The following is a 17,448-nucleotide window of genomic DNA, read 5'->3' as shown; positions in this document are numbered from 1 at the left end:
TTCCGGACGTGCTTGGATCGGAGCATGACCCGCATCGCACGCACCGACCTCGACGTCTTCCCCCTCGCCCTCGGCGGCAACGTGTTCGGCTGGACGGCCGACCGCGACGAGTCGTTCGCGATCCTCGACGCGTTCCACGCCGGCGGCGGCGACTTCATCGACACCGCCGACGCGTACAGCGCGTGGGTTCCCGGGCACACCGGCGGCGAGAGCGAGCGCATCGTCGGCGCCTGGCTCGCCGACCGTCGGCCGCAGGGCGTGACGGTCGCGACGAAGGTGAGCCAGCATCCGCAGTTCCGCGGTCTGTCCGCCACCACCGTGCGCGCCGCCGCCGAGGCGTCGCTGGAACGGCTCGGCGTCGAGGCGATCGACCTCTACTTCGCCCACTACGACGACGCCGAGACGCCGCTGGAGGAGACGGTGGCCGCCTTCGGGCAGCTCGTGCAGGACGGCCTCGTGCGCTACACGGCCGTCTCGAACTACAGCGCCGACCGCATCCGCGAGTGGGTGCGCATCGCGCGCGACCTCGGCGTCGCCGAGCCGGTCGCCATCCAGCCGCACTACAACCTCGTGCATCGCGAGATCGAGGCCGACATCGTGCCGTTGGCGTCGGAGTCGGGCATCGGGCTCGTGCCGTACTTCTCGCTCGCGAAGGGGTTCTTGACGGGCAAGTATCGTTCCACGGATGCCGGGGACACGGCCCCGTCGCCGCGCGCGGCGGCCGCCGCGCAGTACGCGACGCCCCAGGGGCTGCAGATCCTCGAGGTCGCGGGGCGCATCGCCGCCGCGCACGACGTGTCGATCGCGTCGGTGGCGTTGGCGTGGTTGCGCGCGAAGCCGACGGTCATCGCGCCGATCGCGTCGGCCTCGAAGCTGTCGCAGGTGCCCGACCTGCTCGCCGGCGGAACCGTCGACCTCACGGCGGCCGAGGTCGCCGACCTCGACGACGTCTCGGAGTGGACCCCGTCGGACATGTGATCCGGCGCCGTCGCGCGAAGAAGCGACGGCGGCTGCCCCCATGGGCCGGAGCCCCGGCGGGGCGGGTGCCGCCTTCGCGCCTCCGGTTCTACCGGGCGGCACCGAGACCGCCTCCGCGCATCGAGACCGGCATCCGGAACGCGGGTCTCGACGTGCGGAGTGGGTCTCGCCGGCAGACGCGTGCGGGCGCGACTACGCTGAGGGGGTGAGTGCGCATCCTCGGACGAAACCATCCTCGGACGAAACGATGACGACGGCCGAGACCGCCCTCGCCGACGGGGCCGTGCTGCGTGCGGCGCGGCCGGGGGATGAGGGCGGCATCCTTGCTCTCATCCACGCGCTCGCCGTCTACGAACGTGAGCCGGATGCCGTCGAGAACACCGTCGATCAGCTGCGCGAGACGCTGTTCGGCGCCGACCCGCGCGCGTTCGCGCATGTCGTGGAGCGGGAGGGCGAGGTCGTGGGCATCGCGATCTGGTTCCTCACCTACTCCACCTGGACGGGGCGGCACGGCATCTGGCTCGAAGACCTCTACGTCGACGAGGCGCAGCGCGGGCGCGGGTACGGCCTGGCGTTGATCGCGTCGCTCGCGGCGGTGTGCGTCGCGCGCGGCTACTCGCGGCTGGAGTGGACGGTGCTCGACTGGAACGAGCCGTCCATCGCCTTCTACCGGTCGCTGGGCGCCGTGCCGCAGGACGAGTGGACCTCGCAGCGGCTCACCGGCGGCGACCTGGCGGCTCTCGCACGCCGCGTCTGACGCTGCTCGGCCCGCAGCGTGCCGCCGCGCCGGTGCCGATGCGCGTCGCGCGCGTGCCAAACGCAGGCTGAATCGGTGTTTTCATGCCTGAATGCGGCCCCAGAGTGCGATTCGCCCTGCGTTTGGCACATCGCGCCGTCGCGCCACCGCGCCGCGCCGTCGCGCCACCGCGCCATCGCGCCGCGCCACGGCGCCGTCGCGCCACCGCGCCGCGGTGTCGCCGGACCGCGCTACGCTCGCCGCATGCATGAGCTCACCCGAGAGCAGGCCCGCCGCATCGCCGTACGCGCCCAGCTGCTCGACGCCGAGCGGCCGGGCGACGTCGTCGAGGTCGCCGAGCAGCTCGGCGCGATCAAGATCGACCCGACCGCGACGATCGCCCCGTCGGAGCTGACGATCCCGTTCAGCCGCATCGGTTGGGGGTACGAGCCGGGGCAGCTGACCAAGGCCGCCGAGACCGACCGCACGCTGTTCGAGTTCGACGGCCAGTTCCACCCGGTCAGCCTGCTGCCGATGATGTGGACGCGGATGAAGGGCCGCCCGCTGCGGCCGGCGACCATCGAGTACCTCGACGCCAACGCGCGATTCCGGCAGGACATCCTGGCGAAGCTGCGCGCCGACGGCCCCCTCCTGGCGGCGGACTTCGAAGACACGAGCGTGCTCCAGCGCGGCAACGAGAGCGGCTGGTACGGCAACAGTGAGGTTCCCCGCATGCTGGAGCTGCTCATGCGCATCGGCGAGATCGCGATCGCGGGCCGCGCGGGCCGCACGAGACGCTGGGATCTCGCCGAGCGCGTGTATCCGAAGGGTCTTCCCGCGTTCGGCTACGACGATGCCGGGCTCGCCCTGGAGCAGCGGCGCCTGCAGGCGCTCGGCATCGCCCGACAGAAGTCGTCGTGGAGCGGCGTCGGCGAGGCGGGCGAACCCGCGCGCGTGGAGGGCAGCTCGTGGACCTGGCGCGTCGATCCGGAGGCCCTCGCCGGGTTGGACGACGACCCCGGCGGGCGGGCCGCCATCCTCAACCCCTACGACCGCATGCTGTTCGACCGGCCGCGCCTGAAGGAGCTGTTCGAGTTCGAGTTCGTCCTCGAGCAGTTCAAGCCGAAGGCGCAGCGCCGGTACGGCTATTTCGTGCATCCGATCCTCGTCGGCGACCGCTTCGTCGCACTGCTGGATGCCGAGCTGGACAAGAAGAAGGAGAACCTCGTCGTCACGGCGGTGCACGAGCTCACCGAGCTCGACCCCGACGAACGGGAGATGATCGACGCCGAGATCAGCGACCTCGCCGAATGGCTCGGTGTGCCGGTCGTCTATGTCGGAGAGCGCTGAGCGCCGGCCCTGAGCGCCGGTCACGGAGCCGGTCGAGGGTGCGCCCGCACCGATGTCCGAGCCTGGGTTTACCCTGACGACATGACCGACACCGCTGTTCTGGACTGGCTGCTCGATTCCGACCCGACGCTGCGCTGGCAGGTCGAACGCGACCTCGCCGGTGCTCCGGAGAGCACCTGGCAGAACACGCGCGCCCGCATCGCCGCCGAGGGTGACGGGGCGCGGCTGCTGAGCCATCAGGATCCCGACGGCCAGTGGGCCGGCGGCGCCTACTTCCCGGCCGGATTCACCGGCGACGAGCCCGGAACGCAGCCCTGGACGGCGACGACGTGGACCCTCACGACCCTGCGCGAGTGGGGGCTGGATGCCGATGCCCTCGCCGGCACGGCGGAACTGCTCGCGGCGAACAGCCGCTGGGAGTACGACGATCTGCCCTATTGGGACGGTGAGGTCGACGTCTGCATCAACGCCATGACGCTCGCCAACGGCGCCTGGCTCGGCGCCGACGTGGTGAAGCTGGCGGCGTGGTTCCCGGAGCATCAACTCGCCGACGGCGGGTGGAACTGCGACTGGGTCGAGGGGTCGACCAGGTCGTCGGCGCACTCGACGATGAATGCCGTCACGCACCTGCTGGCCTACGAGCGGATCACCGGTGACGACTCCCTGCGCGACGCTCGCCATCGCGGCGAGCAGTACCTGCTCGAGCGCCGGCTGCGTTACCGCATGAGCGATGGCGAACAGCTCGGCCCGTGGACCGATCGCATCCTGTATCCGTACCGCTGGGCGCTCACTGCGCTTCGTGGCATCGACTACGTGACGGGCGCCGCGTTGCACGACGGCATCCGTCCCGATCCGCGCATCGCCGAGCAGGTCGAGCGTGTGCGTGCCGCGCGCCGGCCCGACGGCCGCTGGCTCCAGGGCCACGTGTATCCCGGCGCGGTGTGGTTTCCGCTCGACGTTCCCGTCGGCGAGCCGTCGAAGTGGGTCACCTTCCTCGCGCAGCGCGCCCTGAACCGCTGGGATGCCGCTGCCTGAGCCTTGGCGTCATTCGGCAGCCCGCTCAGCGGTGCGGGCAGAAAGGTGTGGAATGGGAACATCCGTGAGGTGACGGGCACGACGGTGATCACGCCACCGGCGCCCGGCATGCAGTGCCACGCGCGGCGTCAGCGCTGCGCGCGGGCGAGGTTTTCGCGCAGTTCGTCGGCATCCTGCCGCACGACGTAGGCGGGGCGGTCGCGCTCGAAGCGCCAGCTCTCGGCCACCGAGCCGACGTCGACGGCGTCGAAGCCGAACGCGTCGTAGACGTCGGCGGCGAGGGCCGCGGCATCCGCGTGGTCGCTCGCGATCGCGAGGGCGCGACGGCCCGGCGTGCCGGCCGGGGAGCCGGTCGTGAGGATCTCGTCGGCCCGGATGTGGTTGAACGCCTTCACGACGCGTGAGTCGTGCAGGTGCTCCTGCACGAGCCCGGTCGTCGTAGCGCGGTTCTCGTCGAGCGCCGCGATGTGGCCGTCGCGCTCCCAGTAGTAGTTGTTCGTGTCGAGCACGATCTTGCCGGCCAGCGGCTCGGCGGGCACGTCGCCGAGGGCGCGCAGCGGCACCGTGACGATGGCCCAGTCCGCGGCGTGCGCCGCCTCGGTCGCCGTCGCGGCCCGCACACCCGGCCCGAGCCGTGCGACGAGGTCGGCGAGCGATTCCGGCCCGCGTGAGTTCGCGATCACGACGTCGTATCCGCGCGCGGCGAGCCCCTCCGCCAGTGCGCTGCCGATGTGTCCCGCTCCGATGATGCCCACAGTCGTCATGACTGCCGCAACGTCGCGGCGCCCGTCGCCATTCCCCGCCGAACTACGCTGGTCATGTGCCCGCCGTTCCCGCCCTCGCCCACGCCGCCGATCTCGCCGACTTCGTCGCGGCGTCGCCGTCGAGCTTCCACGCCGCCGCGGCCGTCGCGCAGCGTCTGACGGATGCCGGCTTCGCGCCGCTCGATGAGACCCGGGCCTGGCCGGTCGAGGCCGGCGGCAGGTACGTCGTCGTGCGCGACGGCGCCGTGATCGCGTGGATCGTGCCGACGGATGCCGGGCCGCTCACGCCCGTCCGCGTCTTCGGCGCGCACAGCGATTCGCCCGCGCTGAAGCTCAAGCCGCAGCCGACGACGGGCCGGTACGGCTGGCTGCAGGCGGGCGTCGAGATCTACGGCGGTCCGCTGCTGAACTCGTGGCTCGACCGCGAGCTGCGCCTGGCCGGGCGCCTCGTCCTCGATGATGGCAGCGTCGTTCTCGCTGCGACCGGGCCGCTGCTGCGGCTGCCGCAGCTGGCGATCCACCTCGACCGCGAGGCGAACGATCACCTCGCGCTGCACAAACAGCAGCAGACCCAACCGGTGTGGGGTCTGGGGGCGGCCGACTCGGCCGACCTGCTCGCCGAGCTGGCGGCAGCGGCGGGCGTGGATGCCGCCCGCATCCGCGGTTACGACGTCGTCACCACCGACACCGCGCGCGGTGCCGTGTTCGGCAAGGACGACGTGTTCTTCGCGAGCGGCCGGCTCGACGACCTGGCGTCCGTCCACGCCGGGGTCACGGCGCTGGCAGCGGCCGGCACCGACGCCGGTCACATCGCGATGCTCGCCGTCTTCGACCACGAGGAGGTCGGGTCGGCTTCGCGGTCCGGCGCCGCCGGTCCCTTCCTGCAGGACGTGCTGGAGCGCATCCAGGTCGGGCTCGGCGCCGACCTCGAGCAGCAGCTGCGCGCGCTCGCGGCGTCGTGGTGCATCTCCAGCGACGTCGGACATTCCGTGCACCCGAACTATCCCGACCGGCACGATCCGGCCGTGCTGCCCGTGCTCGGGTCGGGGCCGATCCTGAAGCTCAACGCGAACCAGCGCTACGCGACCGACGCCGCCGGCGCCGCCGCCTGGCACGCCTGGTGCGCCGCCGCCGGAGTCGCCTCGCAGGAGTTCGTGTCGAACAACGCCGTGCCGTGCGGGTCGACGATCGGCCCGATCACCGCGACGCGGCTCGGGATCCGGACGGTGGATGCCGGCATCCCGATCCTGTCGATGCACTCCGCGCGCGAGCTCGCCGGCACCGCCGACCTGCTCGCGCTGCGCCGCGTCGCCGAGGCCTTCTTCCGCGGCTGACGGCGCTTCCGCGGCCGACGGCGCATCCGGCGCTCGCGCTGTCGAAACCTGCACGCGCTATCGAAATTTCCGCAGCGCGTGCAGGTTTCGACAGCGCGAGCGCGGGGCTTCGCGCGAGGGTGGCGTTTCAGGCGCGGGCGGGCAGCACCCATCCGGCGCGCGGGAAGTGGCACGTGTAGCCGTTGGGGATGCGCAGCAGGTAGTCCTGGTGCTCGGGCTCGGCCTGCCAGAAGGGTCCGAGCGGCTCGATCGTCGTGACGGCGGGCGCCGGCCACAGCCCGGACGCGTCGACGTCGGCGATGGTGTCGCGTGCGACGGCCTCCTGCTCGCCAGTCACCGGGAAGATCGCGGAACGGTAGCTCGTGCCGATGTCGTTGCCCTGGCGGTTCAGAGTCGACGGGTCGTGGATCTGGAAGAAGAACGCGAGGATGTCGCGGTACGTCGTCGCGGCCGGGTCGAACACGATCTCCACGGCTTCGGCGTGGCCGGGGTGATTGCGGTAGGTGGCGCGGTCGTTCTGGCCGCCGGTGTAGCCGACGCGAGTCTGGAGCACCCCCGGCTGGCGCCGGATGAGATCCTCCATGCCCCAGAAACAGCCGCCGGCGAGGATCGCGGTCTCGGTGCCGGGGGTGCGGGTGATGCTGCCGTCGTCGCTCATGCATCCATTCTGCCCGCCCCGTGGTGGGCCCCGGTCGCGCCCACGTGGTTCGTCCCTGCCCGCGCCTGCGCGCCGCGGGCGGATGCCGCGAAAACGGATGCCGCGGGCCTCAGCCGTCCGTTTTTCGCGCGCGGCTCCGGTCGCGAAACGCGGAAATGCGGTGAAAGGCGGATGCCGCGGGCCTCAGGCATCCGCAGTTCGCGTGCGGATGGCGTCGCGAAAAACGGAAATGTCGTGAGAAACGGATGCCGCGGGCCTCAGGCATCCGCATTTCGCGACATTTCCGTTTTTCGCGGCAGCGATGCCGGCGAGGGTGGGCGGCGGCGAGAGCGAGGATGCCGGTGAGGACGACGACGACGGCAGCGAGGACGACGGCGGGCGGCTACGACGACAGACGACGGGCGACGTCGCGGAGGGGTGACGTCAGACGAAGCGCACCCAGTTGGCGCCGTGTCCGGTCTCGGCGCGCAGCCGCAGCCGCAGCTGGTCGCCCTCGACGGCATAGAGCGCGACGGTCGTCGACCGCTCGCCCGCGGCGACGAGGAAGCGGCCGTCGGGGCTCAGCGCGAACCCGCGCGGCTGCTGCTCGGTGACGGTGAACGAGACGGCATCCGACACCGCGCCGTCGGCGGCGACCGGCAGCGCGGCGAGGGTGCTCTCGGTGCGCTCCGAGGCCCACAGCGTCCGGTCGCCGGCGCCGAAGTGCAGGTCGGCGCCCCAGATGAGGTGACCGGCGAGCGGGTCGGCTCCGAACCTGCTGTGGCCGAGCTCCTTGGCGGGGTCGAATGCGCGGGCCGACCCGGCGAGGGCGAGGGTGCCGGCATCCGTGTCGCGCGCGTAGTGCAGCACCTCGCCGGAGAACTCGGTCAGGACGTAGACGGCATCCTGCGCGGTGCTCAGCACGAGGTGGCGCGGACCGCTGCCGGCGGGCGCGGCGACGGTGGGCGGGTCGAGCGGCGTGAGCGACAGGCCGTCGCCGATCACGTACTGCGCGACGAGGTCGGCGCCGAGCGAGACGAAGTAGGCGAACCGGCCGTCGGCGCTGGGCAGCACGGAGTGCAGGTTCGGGTACGTGATGCGCGCGACCGGCGCTGCGACCACCCCGCTCGCGACCGGGCAGGCGATGCCGTATCCGCCGCCGTAGCTCACCCCGAGCAGGCCCGTGCCGTCGCGGGTGAGGGCGAGGTAGTTCATGCCGCCCGCCGGTAGGTCGAGGCGCGACTGCGGGGTCAGCACGCCTGTCGCTCGATCGAGCGTCAGCGTCACGATCCCGGCGGGATCCCCCTTGACGCCGGCGTACACGAGGTCGCGGTCGGCGTCGACGGCGAACGTCGAGCAGCCGGTGAGGCCGTCCGTGACGGCGAGGCGCTGAAGGCATCCGTCGTCGCCGAGGCGGAACGCGGAGATCGAGCCGTCGCCGGCATTGGCGACGAGGAGGAGGGATGCGGTGGTCACACCCCGATCGTAGGGCGCGAATGCGTGCACAGCCTGATGCTGCGAAACAGCGGGGATGCCGAGCGCCGCCGAGGCGATGCCTCGCGGCCCGGTCGTATCCGTCGATCACGACCGAGGACATCCTTGTGGCGTTGGCCGAGCTGCGGGGCGCGACACTGCTCACCCGCGACGCGCATCGCGGCGGCACCCGGCCCGCGCTGCCGCATCGAGGTCGCCTGACGCCTGGCTTCGTCATAACCTCCTGCACAGGCGGGAGTTCTCGAGAAGTTATCCACAATCGCCGGTTTCGATCCCCACGGGGATGCCGCGGCATCCATGGTGGATGCATGAAAACACCTGACCCGCTCCTCTCACCCGACCGCGTTCTCGCCACCGACGACGACCTCGCCGACCTGCTCAGCCGACTGCTGGGCTCCGCCCACCTCCGCCAGTGCTGGCTCATCATGCTCGGCCCCGACGACCGCAGCACGGGCCCGCTCATGCCGATGTCCGACTATCCGCGAGATCCGGACGAACTCGCCCGTTCGGGCGACCTCGGCACGCTTCCCGTCGCGCGCCTGCTGACGCATCGCTTCGGGCAGTTCGCCGAACTGTGCGGGGCGACGCAGATCGTGCTGGTGTGGGAGCGCCGCGGCTCAAGAACCTTCCGCGACGAAGACCGGCGCTGGGCGGGGGCGATCAGCCGCCACTGCCGCGAACTGGGCGTGCCGCTGCGCGCGCAGTTCGTCCTGCACAGCCGCGGCCTGCGCGTCATCGCCCCCGACGACCAGTGCTGACCGGCTACGCCGCAGCGCGGAGGATCGCGTCGGCGACGACGGCGGTGACCTGCGCAGCGACGTGCAGGTTGAGGGCGGGCTCGACGAGCTCGACCTCCAGCAGGCACAGGCCGTGCGCGGCGGAATCGACGAGATCGACGCGGGCGTACAGGGGCGTCTCGTCGCTCGTGACCTCGCGCACGGCGCGCAGCACGTCCTTCGCGAAGGCGATCTCGGCATCCGTCGCGTCGACGAGTTCGGGGTGCTCGACGTACTCGCCGCCGAGGAAGCCCCCGCCGTCGGCGAGCAGCGCGCCCTTCGCGATCGCGTGCGTGAACGCGCCGTCGATGAGGTACAGCGCCTTCTCGCGTCCGGCCGACAGCTCGGCGATCTCGGGCTGGATCATCGCGACGCCGTCTCCGGCGATGATCCGCTCCGCCAGTGCGAGCGCGTCGGCGCCCCCGGCCGGATCGGACATGTCGTACAACCCGGTGTCGCGCGCGCCGGCCGAGACGGCCGGCTTCACGACGACCCGCTCATGTGCGCTCAGCGCCGCGCGCGCCTCGTCGGACGTGCGCGTGTACGCGGTGGGGACGATCCGGATGCCGGCCTGCGCCAGGTCGGCGAGGTAGCGCTTGTCAAGATTCCAGCGCATCGTCGCGGGCGCGTTGACGACGTGCGTCGCCGCCCCGGCCCGGTCGAGCCACGCGTGGAACTGGCCCGGGCGGTCGGGGTAGTCCCACGGCGAGCGGATGACGAGCAGGTCGAACGCCGTCAGATCGACGCGCGCGTCGTGCCACACCACCGGCTGTGCGTCGGCCCCGCGCTCGCGCAGCGCCGCGACGAGCGGCGCAGTGTCGTGGTCGGGGTCGACGGGGGAGTAGGTGTCGGTCACGACGATGCCGATGCGCGCGGGCGAGGTCACGATCATCCAGCGTAGCCCGGCCGTCGCCCCCGCTCGCGACCCCGCCTGTCGGCGGGCGGGGTTAGCCTGTTCGGGTGCCTGCCGATCCGACCCTCGCCGTGGTGAACCCGGGCGCCGCCGGGGGCGCCCGGGCCGAGCTCGCGGCGCTCGCCGCGTCGAAGCAGACGTGGAGCGCGCCGCTGCGCGAGCTGCCCGTGGGGGCGGCGACGCGCCCGGCGGCGGTGCTGATCCTGTTCGGCGTGCTCGACGACCGGCCGAGCGCGCACGTCGCGCAGGATGCCGCCGTCTCGCGCGACCTCGACGTGCTGCTGCTCGCACGGGCCGAGACGCTACGCTCGCACCCCGGGCAGGTCGCCTTTCCGGGCGGCCGCCTCGATCCCGGCGATGACGGCCCGGTCGGCGCGGCGCTGCGCGAGGCACAGGAGGAGACCGGGCTCGACCCCGCCGGGGTCGAGGTGCTCGGCACGCTCGACGAGGTGCCGCTGGAGCACTCCGGGCACCTCGTGACGCCGGTGCTCGGGTGGTGGCGGCATCCGTCCCCCGTGCGCGTCGTCGACGTCGCGGAGTCCGCCGACGTGTTCCGCGCGCCCGTCGCCGACCTGCTCGACCCGGCACACCGTGGAACGACCGTGCTGCGCCGCGGCGGGCAGACCTGGCGCGGCCCCGCGTTCCAGGTGAACGGTCACCTCGTGTGGGGGTTCACGGCGCTGCTGCTCGATGCGCTGTTCGACCGGCTCGGCTGGACCGAGCCGTGGGATCGGCGGCGCGAGACCCCGCTGCCCGACCTCGGCGACACCGGTCGCTGAGCCTCGCCGGCGACTCAGCCGGCCGGCGCGCCGATGCTAGGATCGTGGGCGGAAGTGTGTCCGAGCGGCCTAAGGAGCATGGCTGGAATCCATGTAGGCGGGGTAACTCGCCTCGCAGGTTCAAATCCTGTCACTTCCGCCACGAGCGCCATCCCGAATCGGGGTGGCGCTCAGCCGCATCCGGGACGGCAGCCCGATCGCGCCGCGTCATACCGCGTCACATCGACCCGCGGCATCCGGCGTCCCTCCTAGCCTCGAAGGCATGAGTTCCTCCCCTTCCCCGGTCAAGCCCAAGAAGCCGTTCTCCCGCTCGTTCGGTTTCCAGATCACCGTCGCGCTCGTCGCCGGCATCGTGCTCGGCGTGCTCGCCCTGAATCTCGGCCCGGATGCCGAGGGCAACCCCAACGGCCTGACCGCGACCCTGTCCACCATCGGCAACGCCTACGTCACGCTGCTGAAGGTCGCCGTCGTCCCGCTCATCTTCCTCGCGATCGTCGCGAGCATCACGCAGCTGCGCAAGGTCACCAATGCGGCGCGCCTGGCCGGCCAGACGCTGCTGTGGTTCGGGATCACGGCCCTCATCGCCGTCACGATCGGCATCGTGCTCGGCGTGACGCTCCAGCCCGGCAACCGGGTCGCGCACGACGAGCTCACCACCGGCGACCCGTACACGGTCGGCACGTGGTGGAACTTCCTGAAGGGCCTCATCCCGCAGAACTTCCTCGGCCTCAGCGTCTCCAGCTCCGCCGACGCAACCACCGGCGCCGTCACCTCCACGGTCGGCTTCAACGTGCTGCAGGTCATCGTGATCTCGATCGCGGTCGGCGTCGCGGCGCTCAAGCTGGGCAAGCGCGCCGAGCCGTTCGTCGCGTTCACCGAGTCGTTCCTGAAGATCGTCCAGCGCGTGCTTTGGTGGATCATCCGCATCGCCCCCATCGGCACGCTGGGCCTCATCGGCTCGGCCGTCGTTTCGTACGGCACCGAGAAGCTGCTGACCCTCATCTGGTTCGCCATCGCGATCTACATCGGCCTCGCGCTCGTGCTCTTCGTCGTCTACCCGATCCTGCTGAAGACCAACGGGCTGTCGATCCGCCAGTACTTCTCCGGCGTGTGGCCGGCGGTGCAGCTCGGCTTCGTGTCGCGGTCGTCGATCGGCACCCTGCCCCTGACCGAGCGGGTCACCGAGCGCAACCTCGGCGTGCCGCGCGAGTACGCCTCGTTCGCCGTGCCGCTGGGCGCGACGACCAAGATGGACGGCTGCGCCGCGATCTACCCGGCGATCGCCGCGATCTTCGTCGCGCAGTTCTTCGGCGTCGAGCTGAACATCGTCTCGTACCTGCTGATCGCGCTGGTCTCGGTCGTCGGTTCTGCCGCGACGGCGGGTACGACCGGGGCGACCGTCATGCTGACCCTCACGCTGTCGACGCTGGGCCTGCCGCTGGAGGGCGTCGGCCTGCTGCTGGCGATCGACCCGATCCTCGACATGGGCCGCACGGCCGTCAACGTCGCCGGTCAGGCGCTCGTGCCGACGATCGTCGCCAAGCGCGAGGGCATCCTCCGCCAGGAGCTCTACGACGCCCCGCGCGACGGCGAGCCGTTCGCCGACGACTCCGCCGACGAGGCGCCGACGACGGATGCCGCGCAGCTGCAGCCGCAACGCGCCTGAGCGATCACGTCCGAGATCGCGGTAGTTCAGTCGCGGTGAATTGTGGGTGCCGGCATCCCTGACCCGCAGTTTGCCGCGACTGAAGGTGGGGGTGGAGCCCACCCGGACGGTTCGGTCGCGGTGAATTGTGGGTGCTGGTGTTCGTGACCCGCAGGATGCCGCGACTGAAGGCGGGGGTGGGGTCTGCTCGGGGGTTCGGTCGCGGTGAATTGTGGGTGCTGGTGTTCGTGACCCGCAGGATGCCGCGACTGAAGGCGGGGGTGGGGTCTGCTCGGGGGTTCGGTCGCGGCGGATTGTGGGTGCCGGTGTCCGTGATCCGCAGGATGCCGCGACTGAAGGCCGGGGCGGCCCACGCGGGTGGTTCGGTCGCGGTGAAATGGGGGTGTCGGTGTTCGTGACCTGCGGGATGCCGGTGGCTCAGGCTGCGGCATCCCGATCGGCGAACGCGGAGCCGGGGCGGACGATGAGCGACCGCGGCAGAGCGAGCGCGCGCGTGCGCGCTGCGGGGCCGAGTGCGGCGAGCATGCCGGCGCGGACCGCCCCGGCATCCCGCATCGCCGTCGCCGCATCGCCGCCCGCCTCGCCGCCGGCACCGCCTCCCGGCGCATAGCTGGCGCGCTCCACGGCGCCCACGAGGCGGTCCGTCTCCGCGGCGGGTGCGCCCCCCAGCGCCACGAGCCTCGCGCCCAGGGCGCGCGGCGTCTCGGCGCCCGGCACCGGCAGGCCCAGGTCGATCGCGGTCTCCTGCACGAGTCGCCACGCGGAGCCGACCGTGCCGCGGCGGCGCAGCATCCATCGGCGCAGCCAGCCGGCCGCACCCGGGAGCAGTGCGAGCAGCAGGACGGTGCCGAGCACGGTGAGGAAGGGCCGCAGATCGGGCAGTCGACGCGTCGACGCCATCGACGCGTCGGCCTCGTCGGGCAGATCGCGCGTCGGCCCCGCGGCCGAGGTCAGCGGCGTCGGGGTGGCGGTCGGGGTGGGGCCTGCGACGTCGACGCCACCGTCGTCGACGGGCGTCTGCGCGGCGGAGAACTGCGTCGCGGTGCCGAGGCTCTTCGTCGGCTCGAAGGGCACCCAGCCGATGCCCTCGAAGTACACCTCCGACCACGCGTGCAGCTGATCGCTGGTCACCTCGGTGAGATCCTGGCCGGCTTCGGTCTTGCCCGTCTCGCGGCCGGGCAGAAAGCCGACGACGATGCGAGCGGGCATGCCGAGCGATCGCGCCATGAGCGTGAACGCCGCCGCGAAGTGCACGCAGTAGCCCGACTTCTCCTGCAGGAACGCGGCGACGGCGTCGCTGCCGGTGCCGTCGAAGCCGTCGGTGACCGGGGCGGTCAGCGAATAGGTGAAGTCGGATCCGCGGAACCACGACTGCAGCCGGATGAGCTTTTCGTAGTCTGTGGTCGCGCCCTCGGTCTTCTCCTGGGCGAGGTCGCCGACGATCGCCGGCGTGTCCTCGGGCAGCGACCAGACGTCCAGCGGGGCACTGTCGAGCACCGCACGGGATGCCTCGATCTGCTCCAGCGTCGGGCGCGGCACGTGCGTGACGATGTCGTATTCCTGCCCCTGCGTGCTGCTCTGCCCCGAGCGCACGGTGCGATTGTCCGCGATCGTGCGCCAGATGCCCTGCAGGCCGTCGACCTCGACGGCGGGGTAGGCGACGGGCAGATACACCGACGTCAGCTGCGTGATGCGCACGTGGGTGCGGTACTCCGTCACGCGCACGTCGGGATCGGCGACGACCGGCTGCATGCCCTCGTCCGACAGCGACTCGGCGCGCAGGTGGTCGGGCTGCCAGACCTCGCCGGTGAAGACCGACAGCGTCACCAGGCGCAGGTAGGGCTCTGTCGGGGCGTCGGTGCGCACCTCCATGACGGGGGTCTTCGCGGGCCGCCGCAGATCTTCGCCGAGTTCGAGCGTCGGGTCGATGGTGATGCCGAATCCCGACCCGGCGGCCACCGGGACGGTCGGCGGGGGGAGCGCGGCCCCGCCGAGCACCGCCGCCACGATCGCGACGACGCCGATCGTCGCCGTCAGAGTCGCAGCGCCCGCCGGCCGTGCCGCGCGAGTGCCACCCGGCATCCCCTGGCGAGGCATCCCCTGGCGAGTGCCGCTCTCGACGCGCAGCAGGAACAGCACCGTCGCCGCGAGCGCGACGAACCCGACCACGTCGACCTGCGACGGCACCACGATCGCCGGGATCAGCCACACGCCGATCAGGGCGACGGCGGCCAGCAGCGGCATCCGGGCGGTGACGACGACGTGATCGAGCATGACGGCGAGCAGGCCTGCGGCGGCGACGACGGCGAAGCTCAGCGCGACATCCGGCGTCATCGGCGCGATGCCGACGAGGATCTCGTGCGACACGACCTGCGCGTGGCTCACGGCGTCGGCGAACACGGTGCCGGTCGGGATGAACCCGAACAGGGCGTCGCCGCTGAAGAAGGCGCCGGTCAGTGCGCACGCCCACACGGCGAGCTCGCCGACGGTGACCCCCACGGCCGGCACGCCGGCGCGCCGCAGCCCGTACCCGACCGCCAGCACCGCGCCCGTGAGGATCGCGACGCCCGCCACCCAGGCGCCGGGCACGATCACCCGCAGCAGGGGAGCGGATGCCGCCGCCAGCGCGCACCACAGCCCGACCGCGAGCGGGCCGGCTCCCGCGCGGCCGCCGCGCGTCGCGGTCGTCCGGCTACGCCCCGACACGGCTCGCTCCCCGGTCGATCGCGGCGTTCCACGCTGCGGCGAGATCGGCGTCGGGCGGAATGAAGCCCGTCTGCCAGCCCGCCGCGGCGCAGCGCGCCAGCGCGTCGTGCTGCGGCGCGACCGCCAGCAGCACCGGCAGCGTGCTGTGGTGGGCCAGCGGCCCGAGCGCTGCGGCGTCGGCGGGCGAGAGCGCGCCGGTGACGAGGACGAGCGGGCCGGTGACGGTCCCGGCGAACTGGCGCACCAGCTGCTCCAGCGGCACGTCGCGCTGGGCGACGACGGTGGCGAAGTCGGCGGCCAGGCGCAGCGTGGCGCCGGAGTCGGCGGCATCCATCGGCTCGGTCAGGTCGTGCCCGTCGACGTCGATGACGTGCACGAGATAGCCCTCGCGCACGAGGCGTGCCGCCGCCGACACGCACGCCGTGACGCCCGTCTCGAACCCGGGGTCGTCGCCGGGGGCGCGCATCGCGTCGGGCGTCCAGCGTTGCACGCTGCGGTCGAGCACCACGACCGCTTCGGGGGTCGTCTCCTGCTCTTCCTGGCGCACCATCAGCTCGTCGCGGTGGGCGCTGGCCCGCCAGTGGATGCGGCGCATCGAGTCGCCCGGAACGTAGTGCCGCGGGATGAGGTTGTCGGCGCCCTGGCCGAGCTGGTTGGTGGCGGAGTGCATGCTGCCGCCCGCCTCGCCGGGCAGCTCCGACAGCGGGCCGAGCTCGACGACGGCGGGGGCGACCACGAGCGGCACGGCGCCGCCGATCTCGTGGCGGCGCCGGGCGAACCCGAACGGATCGGTCGAGGTCACCCTCAGCGGACCGATCGAATGGATGCCGCGGCGCTGCGGATCGACCGTGTATTCCAGGTCGACGGGGTGCGGCGCCGCACCCATGCCCGACGCCGTCGCCGGAAAGGTGCCCGTGGCGTCGCCGGAAAGGCCCGCGCGGACGGTGTCGCGCCACGTGCCCGGCATCGTCGGCAGCGCCGAGCGGATCTCGACCCGCGCGCGCACCCGCACCGGCCGCCGGACGGTGGCGACCTCGGGCTCGAAAAAGCGCACGACCGACTCGGTGCGGCGGGTGAGGTACAGCGAGGCGAGGCTGATCGCGACCGCCATGAACAGCAGGGTGCCCACGTACAGCAGCTCGGCGACGGTGATGGCGTGGGCGAGGAAGAAGGAGGCGACGCCGAAGACGACCGCACCCGTGCCCCGGAGCGTGAGCGGCCAGGTCTTCACTGTGTGCCTCTCTTCACTGGGCGCCTCGTCCCCGGGTGCCCGTCAGCGGGCCGCGATCGGCACGCGCACGCTGCCCACGATGCCGCGCAGGATCGTCGCGATCGCGTCGGATGCCGAGCGCCCGCGCGTCGTCGCGGAGCTGCGGGCCGCGATCATGCGGTGCGCGAAGACGGGTTCGATGAGGGTCGCGATGTCGTCGGGGATGACGAACTGGCGGCCGTCCAGGGCCGCCCGCACCTTCGCGGCGCGCACGAGCTGCAGCGTCGCGCGCGGGCTCGCGCCCAGGCGCACGTCGGGGTGTTCGCGGGTGGCGCGGGCGAGGCCCACGGCGTATTCCTCGACGGCGGGGGAGACGTGGATGCCGCGCGTCCACGCGATGAGCGCGCGCACGTCGGCGGCGCCCGCGACGGGGGTGAGCGCGTCGAGCGGGTTGACGGTGTCGCGCTGGCGGAGCATGAGGGCTTCGCTGGCGGCATCCGGGTATCCCATCGAGATGCGCATCATGAAGCGGTCGCGCTGCGCCTCGGGAAGGGCGTAGGTGCCCTCCATCTCGAGCGGGTTCTGGGTTGCGACGACGAGGAACGGGTCGGCGAGGCGATGGCTCGTGCCGTCGACGGTGACCTGGCGCTCCTCCATGGCCTCTAGGAGGGCGGACTGCGTCTTGGGGGAGGAACGGTTGATCTCGTCGGCGATGACGATGTGCGCGAAGACGGCGCCCGGCTTGAACTCGAACACCCGGTCGACGGGGTTGTAGACGCTGACCCCGGTGACGTCGCCCGGCAGCAGGTCGGGCGTGAACTGGATGCGGCGCACGGTCGCATCGACCGAGGCGGCGAGCGCCCGGGCGAGCATCGTCTTGCCGACGCCGGGCACGTCTTCGATGAGGAGGTGCCCCTCGGCGAGCAGGCACACGAGCGCCGCGCGGACGGCGGCGGGCTTGCCGTCGATGACGCGGGTGACCGAGGCGGTGATGGCGCCGGCGGCGCGGGCGAACGAGTCAGCGTTCAGCGGGGTGTCTGACATGCGTCTCCCTGACTCAGCGGCGGTGC

The 17,448-nt window shown here is 72.3% G+C and carries 15 protein-coding genes and 1 tRNA gene; 9 read left to right on the top strand and 7 right to left on the bottom strand.

Features of this window, described 5'->3' with window-relative positions; translation table 11 throughout:
* Positions 1–24 precede the first annotated feature (24 nt).
* The 4 genes from QM720_RS01500 to QM720_RS01485 all read left to right on the top strand — a co-directional run bounded on the left by QM720_RS01500 (position 25) and on the right by QM720_RS01485 (position 4,099).
* On the top strand, positions 25–978 hold the full coding sequence (locus QM720_RS01500; protein WP_415124397.1) for an aldo/keto reductase: 954 nt from the start codon (positions 25–27) through the stop codon (positions 976–978).
* Between the two features lie 247 nt (positions 979–1,225).
* Positions 1,226–1,735 carry a GNAT family N-acetyltransferase gene (locus QM720_RS01495; RefSeq protein ID WP_415124395.1) on the top strand — a complete coding sequence of 170 codons (510 nt, stop codon included), beginning with the start codon at positions 1,226–1,228 and terminating at the stop codon, positions 1,733–1,735.
* A gap of 243 nt (positions 1,736–1,978) precedes the next feature.
* Positions 1,979–3,064, top strand: coding sequence for a DNA glycosylase AlkZ-like family protein (locus QM720_RS01490; protein WP_415124393.1), 1,086 nt, complete (start codon positions 1,979–1,981; stop codon positions 3,062–3,064).
* 81 nt (positions 3,065–3,145) lie between these two features.
* On the top strand, positions 3,146–4,099 hold the full coding sequence (locus QM720_RS01485) for a squalene cyclase (RefSeq protein ID WP_415124391.1): 954 nt from the start codon (positions 3,146–3,148) through the stop codon (positions 4,097–4,099).
* 128 nt (positions 4,100–4,227) lie between these two features.
* Here QM720_RS01485 and QM720_RS01480 read toward each other — a convergent pair whose 3' ends face one another.
* The gene (locus QM720_RS01480) at positions 4,228–4,863 is read right to left on the bottom strand and encodes an NADPH-dependent F420 reductase (RefSeq protein ID WP_415124389.1); all 636 of its coding nucleotides are present in this window, start codon (positions 4,861–4,863) and stop codon (positions 4,228–4,230) included.
* Between the two features lie 56 nt (positions 4,864–4,919).
* Here QM720_RS01480 and QM720_RS01475 point away from each other — a divergent pair, with 56 nt between their 5' ends.
* Positions 4,920–6,197 (top strand): M18 family aminopeptidase, encoded by a 1,278-nt coding sequence (locus QM720_RS01475; RefSeq protein ID WP_415124386.1) that lies wholly within the window; start codon positions 4,920–4,922, stop codon positions 6,195–6,197.
* A gap of 127 nt (positions 6,198–6,324) precedes the next feature.
* On the opposite strand, the gene msrA is transcribed toward QM720_RS01475, so the two are convergent.
* A complete protein-coding gene (msrA, locus tag QM720_RS01470; RefSeq protein WP_415124384.1) occupies positions 6,325–6,855 on the bottom strand; it encodes a peptide-methionine (S)-S-oxide reductase MsrA in 531 nt (176 codons plus the stop codon).
* 423 nt (positions 6,856–7,278) lie between these two features.
* Complete coding sequence (locus QM720_RS01465) at positions 7,279–8,310, bottom strand: lactonase family protein (RefSeq protein WP_415124382.1); 1,032 nt, start codon at positions 8,308–8,310, stop codon at positions 7,279–7,281.
* Positions 8,311–8,636: 326 nt separating this feature from the next.
* On the opposite strand from QM720_RS01465, the gene QM720_RS01460 reads away from it, so the two are divergent.
* Positions 8,637–9,086, top strand: coding sequence for a hypothetical protein (locus tag QM720_RS01460; protein WP_415124380.1), 450 nt, complete (start codon positions 8,637–8,639; stop codon positions 9,084–9,086).
* A gap of 4 nt (positions 9,087–9,090) precedes the next feature.
* Here QM720_RS01460 and QM720_RS01455 read toward each other — a convergent pair whose 3' ends face one another.
* Entirely contained in the window at positions 9,091–9,990 is a 900-nt protein-coding gene (locus QM720_RS01455) for an ATP-grasp domain-containing protein (RefSeq protein WP_415124378.1), read from the bottom strand.
* A 74-nt stretch (positions 9,991–10,064) separates the two neighbouring features.
* Here QM720_RS01455 and QM720_RS01450 point away from each other — a divergent pair, with 74 nt between their 5' ends.
* The 3 genes from QM720_RS01450 to QM720_RS01440 all read left to right on the top strand — a co-directional run bounded on the left by QM720_RS01450 (position 10,065) and on the right by QM720_RS01440 (position 12,462).
* Positions 10,065–10,796, top strand: a complete 732-nt coding sequence (locus QM720_RS01450; protein ID WP_415124376.1) for an NUDIX hydrolase — start codon at positions 10,065–10,067, stop codon at positions 10,794–10,796.
* A 50-nt stretch (positions 10,797–10,846) separates the two neighbouring features.
* Positions 10,847–10,938: transfer RNA gene (locus QM720_RS01445), tRNA-Ser, on the top strand.
* Positions 10,939–11,058: 120 nt separating this feature from the next.
* Positions 11,059–12,462, top strand: coding sequence for a dicarboxylate/amino acid:cation symporter (locus tag QM720_RS01440; protein ID WP_415124374.1), 1,404 nt, complete (start codon positions 11,059–11,061; stop codon positions 12,460–12,462).
* A 417-nt stretch (positions 12,463–12,879) separates the two neighbouring features.
* On the opposite strand, the gene QM720_RS01435 is transcribed toward QM720_RS01440, so the two are convergent.
* Genes QM720_RS01435 through QM720_RS01425 form a run of 3 tightly spaced genes read right to left on the bottom strand, consistent with a single transcriptional unit; the run spans position 12,880 to position 17,422 of the window.
* Positions 12,880–15,168: a transglutaminaseTgpA domain-containing protein gene (locus QM720_RS01435; RefSeq protein ID WP_415124372.1), complete on the bottom strand. Its 2,289-nt coding sequence runs from the start codon at positions 15,166–15,168 to the stop codon at positions 12,880–12,882.
* Positions 15,155–16,399, bottom strand: coding sequence for a DUF58 domain-containing protein (locus QM720_RS01430; protein ID WP_415124370.1), 1,245 nt, complete (start codon positions 16,397–16,399; stop codon positions 15,155–15,157). The genes QM720_RS01435 and QM720_RS01430 overlap by 14 nt, the downstream gene beginning before the upstream one ends.
* 42 nt (positions 16,400–16,441) lie before the next feature.
* Positions 16,442–17,422 carry an AAA family ATPase gene (locus QM720_RS01425; RefSeq protein ID WP_415124368.1) on the bottom strand — a complete coding sequence of 327 codons (981 nt, stop codon included), beginning with the start codon at positions 17,420–17,422 and terminating at the stop codon, positions 16,442–16,444.
* Positions 17,423–17,448 lie beyond the last annotated feature (26 nt).

Source organism: Microbacterium sp., assembly GCF_047602155.1.
In the GTDB taxonomy this organism is placed as follows: domain Bacteria; phylum Actinomycetota; class Actinomycetes; order Actinomycetales; family Microbacteriaceae; genus Microbacterium.
This window is presented reverse-complemented; position numbering and strand designations above follow the sequence as displayed.

Excerpts from the sequence above, each read along its gene's own strand:
- QM720_RS01490 (WP_415124393.1), top strand. The coding sequence starts at position 1,979 with ATGCATGAGCTCACCCGAGAGCAGGCCCGCCGCATCGCCGTACGCGCC.
- QM720_RS01425 (WP_415124368.1), bottom strand. The coding sequence starts at position 17,422 with ATGTCAGACACCCCGCTGAACGCTGACTCGTTCGCCCGCGCCGCCGGC.
- QM720_RS01485 (WP_415124391.1), top strand. The coding sequence starts at position 3,146 with ATGACCGACACCGCTGTTCTGGACTGGCTGCTCGATTCCGACCCGACG.
- QM720_RS01440 (WP_415124374.1), top strand. The coding sequence starts at position 11,059 with ATGAGTTCCTCCCCTTCCCCGGTCAAGCCCAAGAAGCCGTTCTCCCGC.
- msrA (WP_415124384.1), bottom strand. The coding sequence starts at position 6,855 with ATGAGCGACGACGGCAGCATCACCCGCACCCCCGGCACCGAGACCGCG.
- QM720_RS01500 (WP_415124397.1), top strand. The coding sequence starts at position 25 with ATGACCCGCATCGCACGCACCGACCTCGACGTCTTCCCCCTCGCCCTC.
- QM720_RS01495 (WP_415124395.1), top strand. The coding sequence starts at position 1,226 with ATGACGACGGCCGAGACCGCCCTCGCCGACGGGGCCGTGCTGCGTGCG.
- QM720_RS01480 (WP_415124389.1), bottom strand. The coding sequence starts at position 4,863 with ATGACGACTGTGGGCATCATCGGAGCGGGACACATCGGCAGCGCACTG.
- QM720_RS01460 (WP_415124380.1), top strand. The coding sequence starts at position 8,637 with ATGAAAACACCTGACCCGCTCCTCTCACCCGACCGCGTTCTCGCCACC.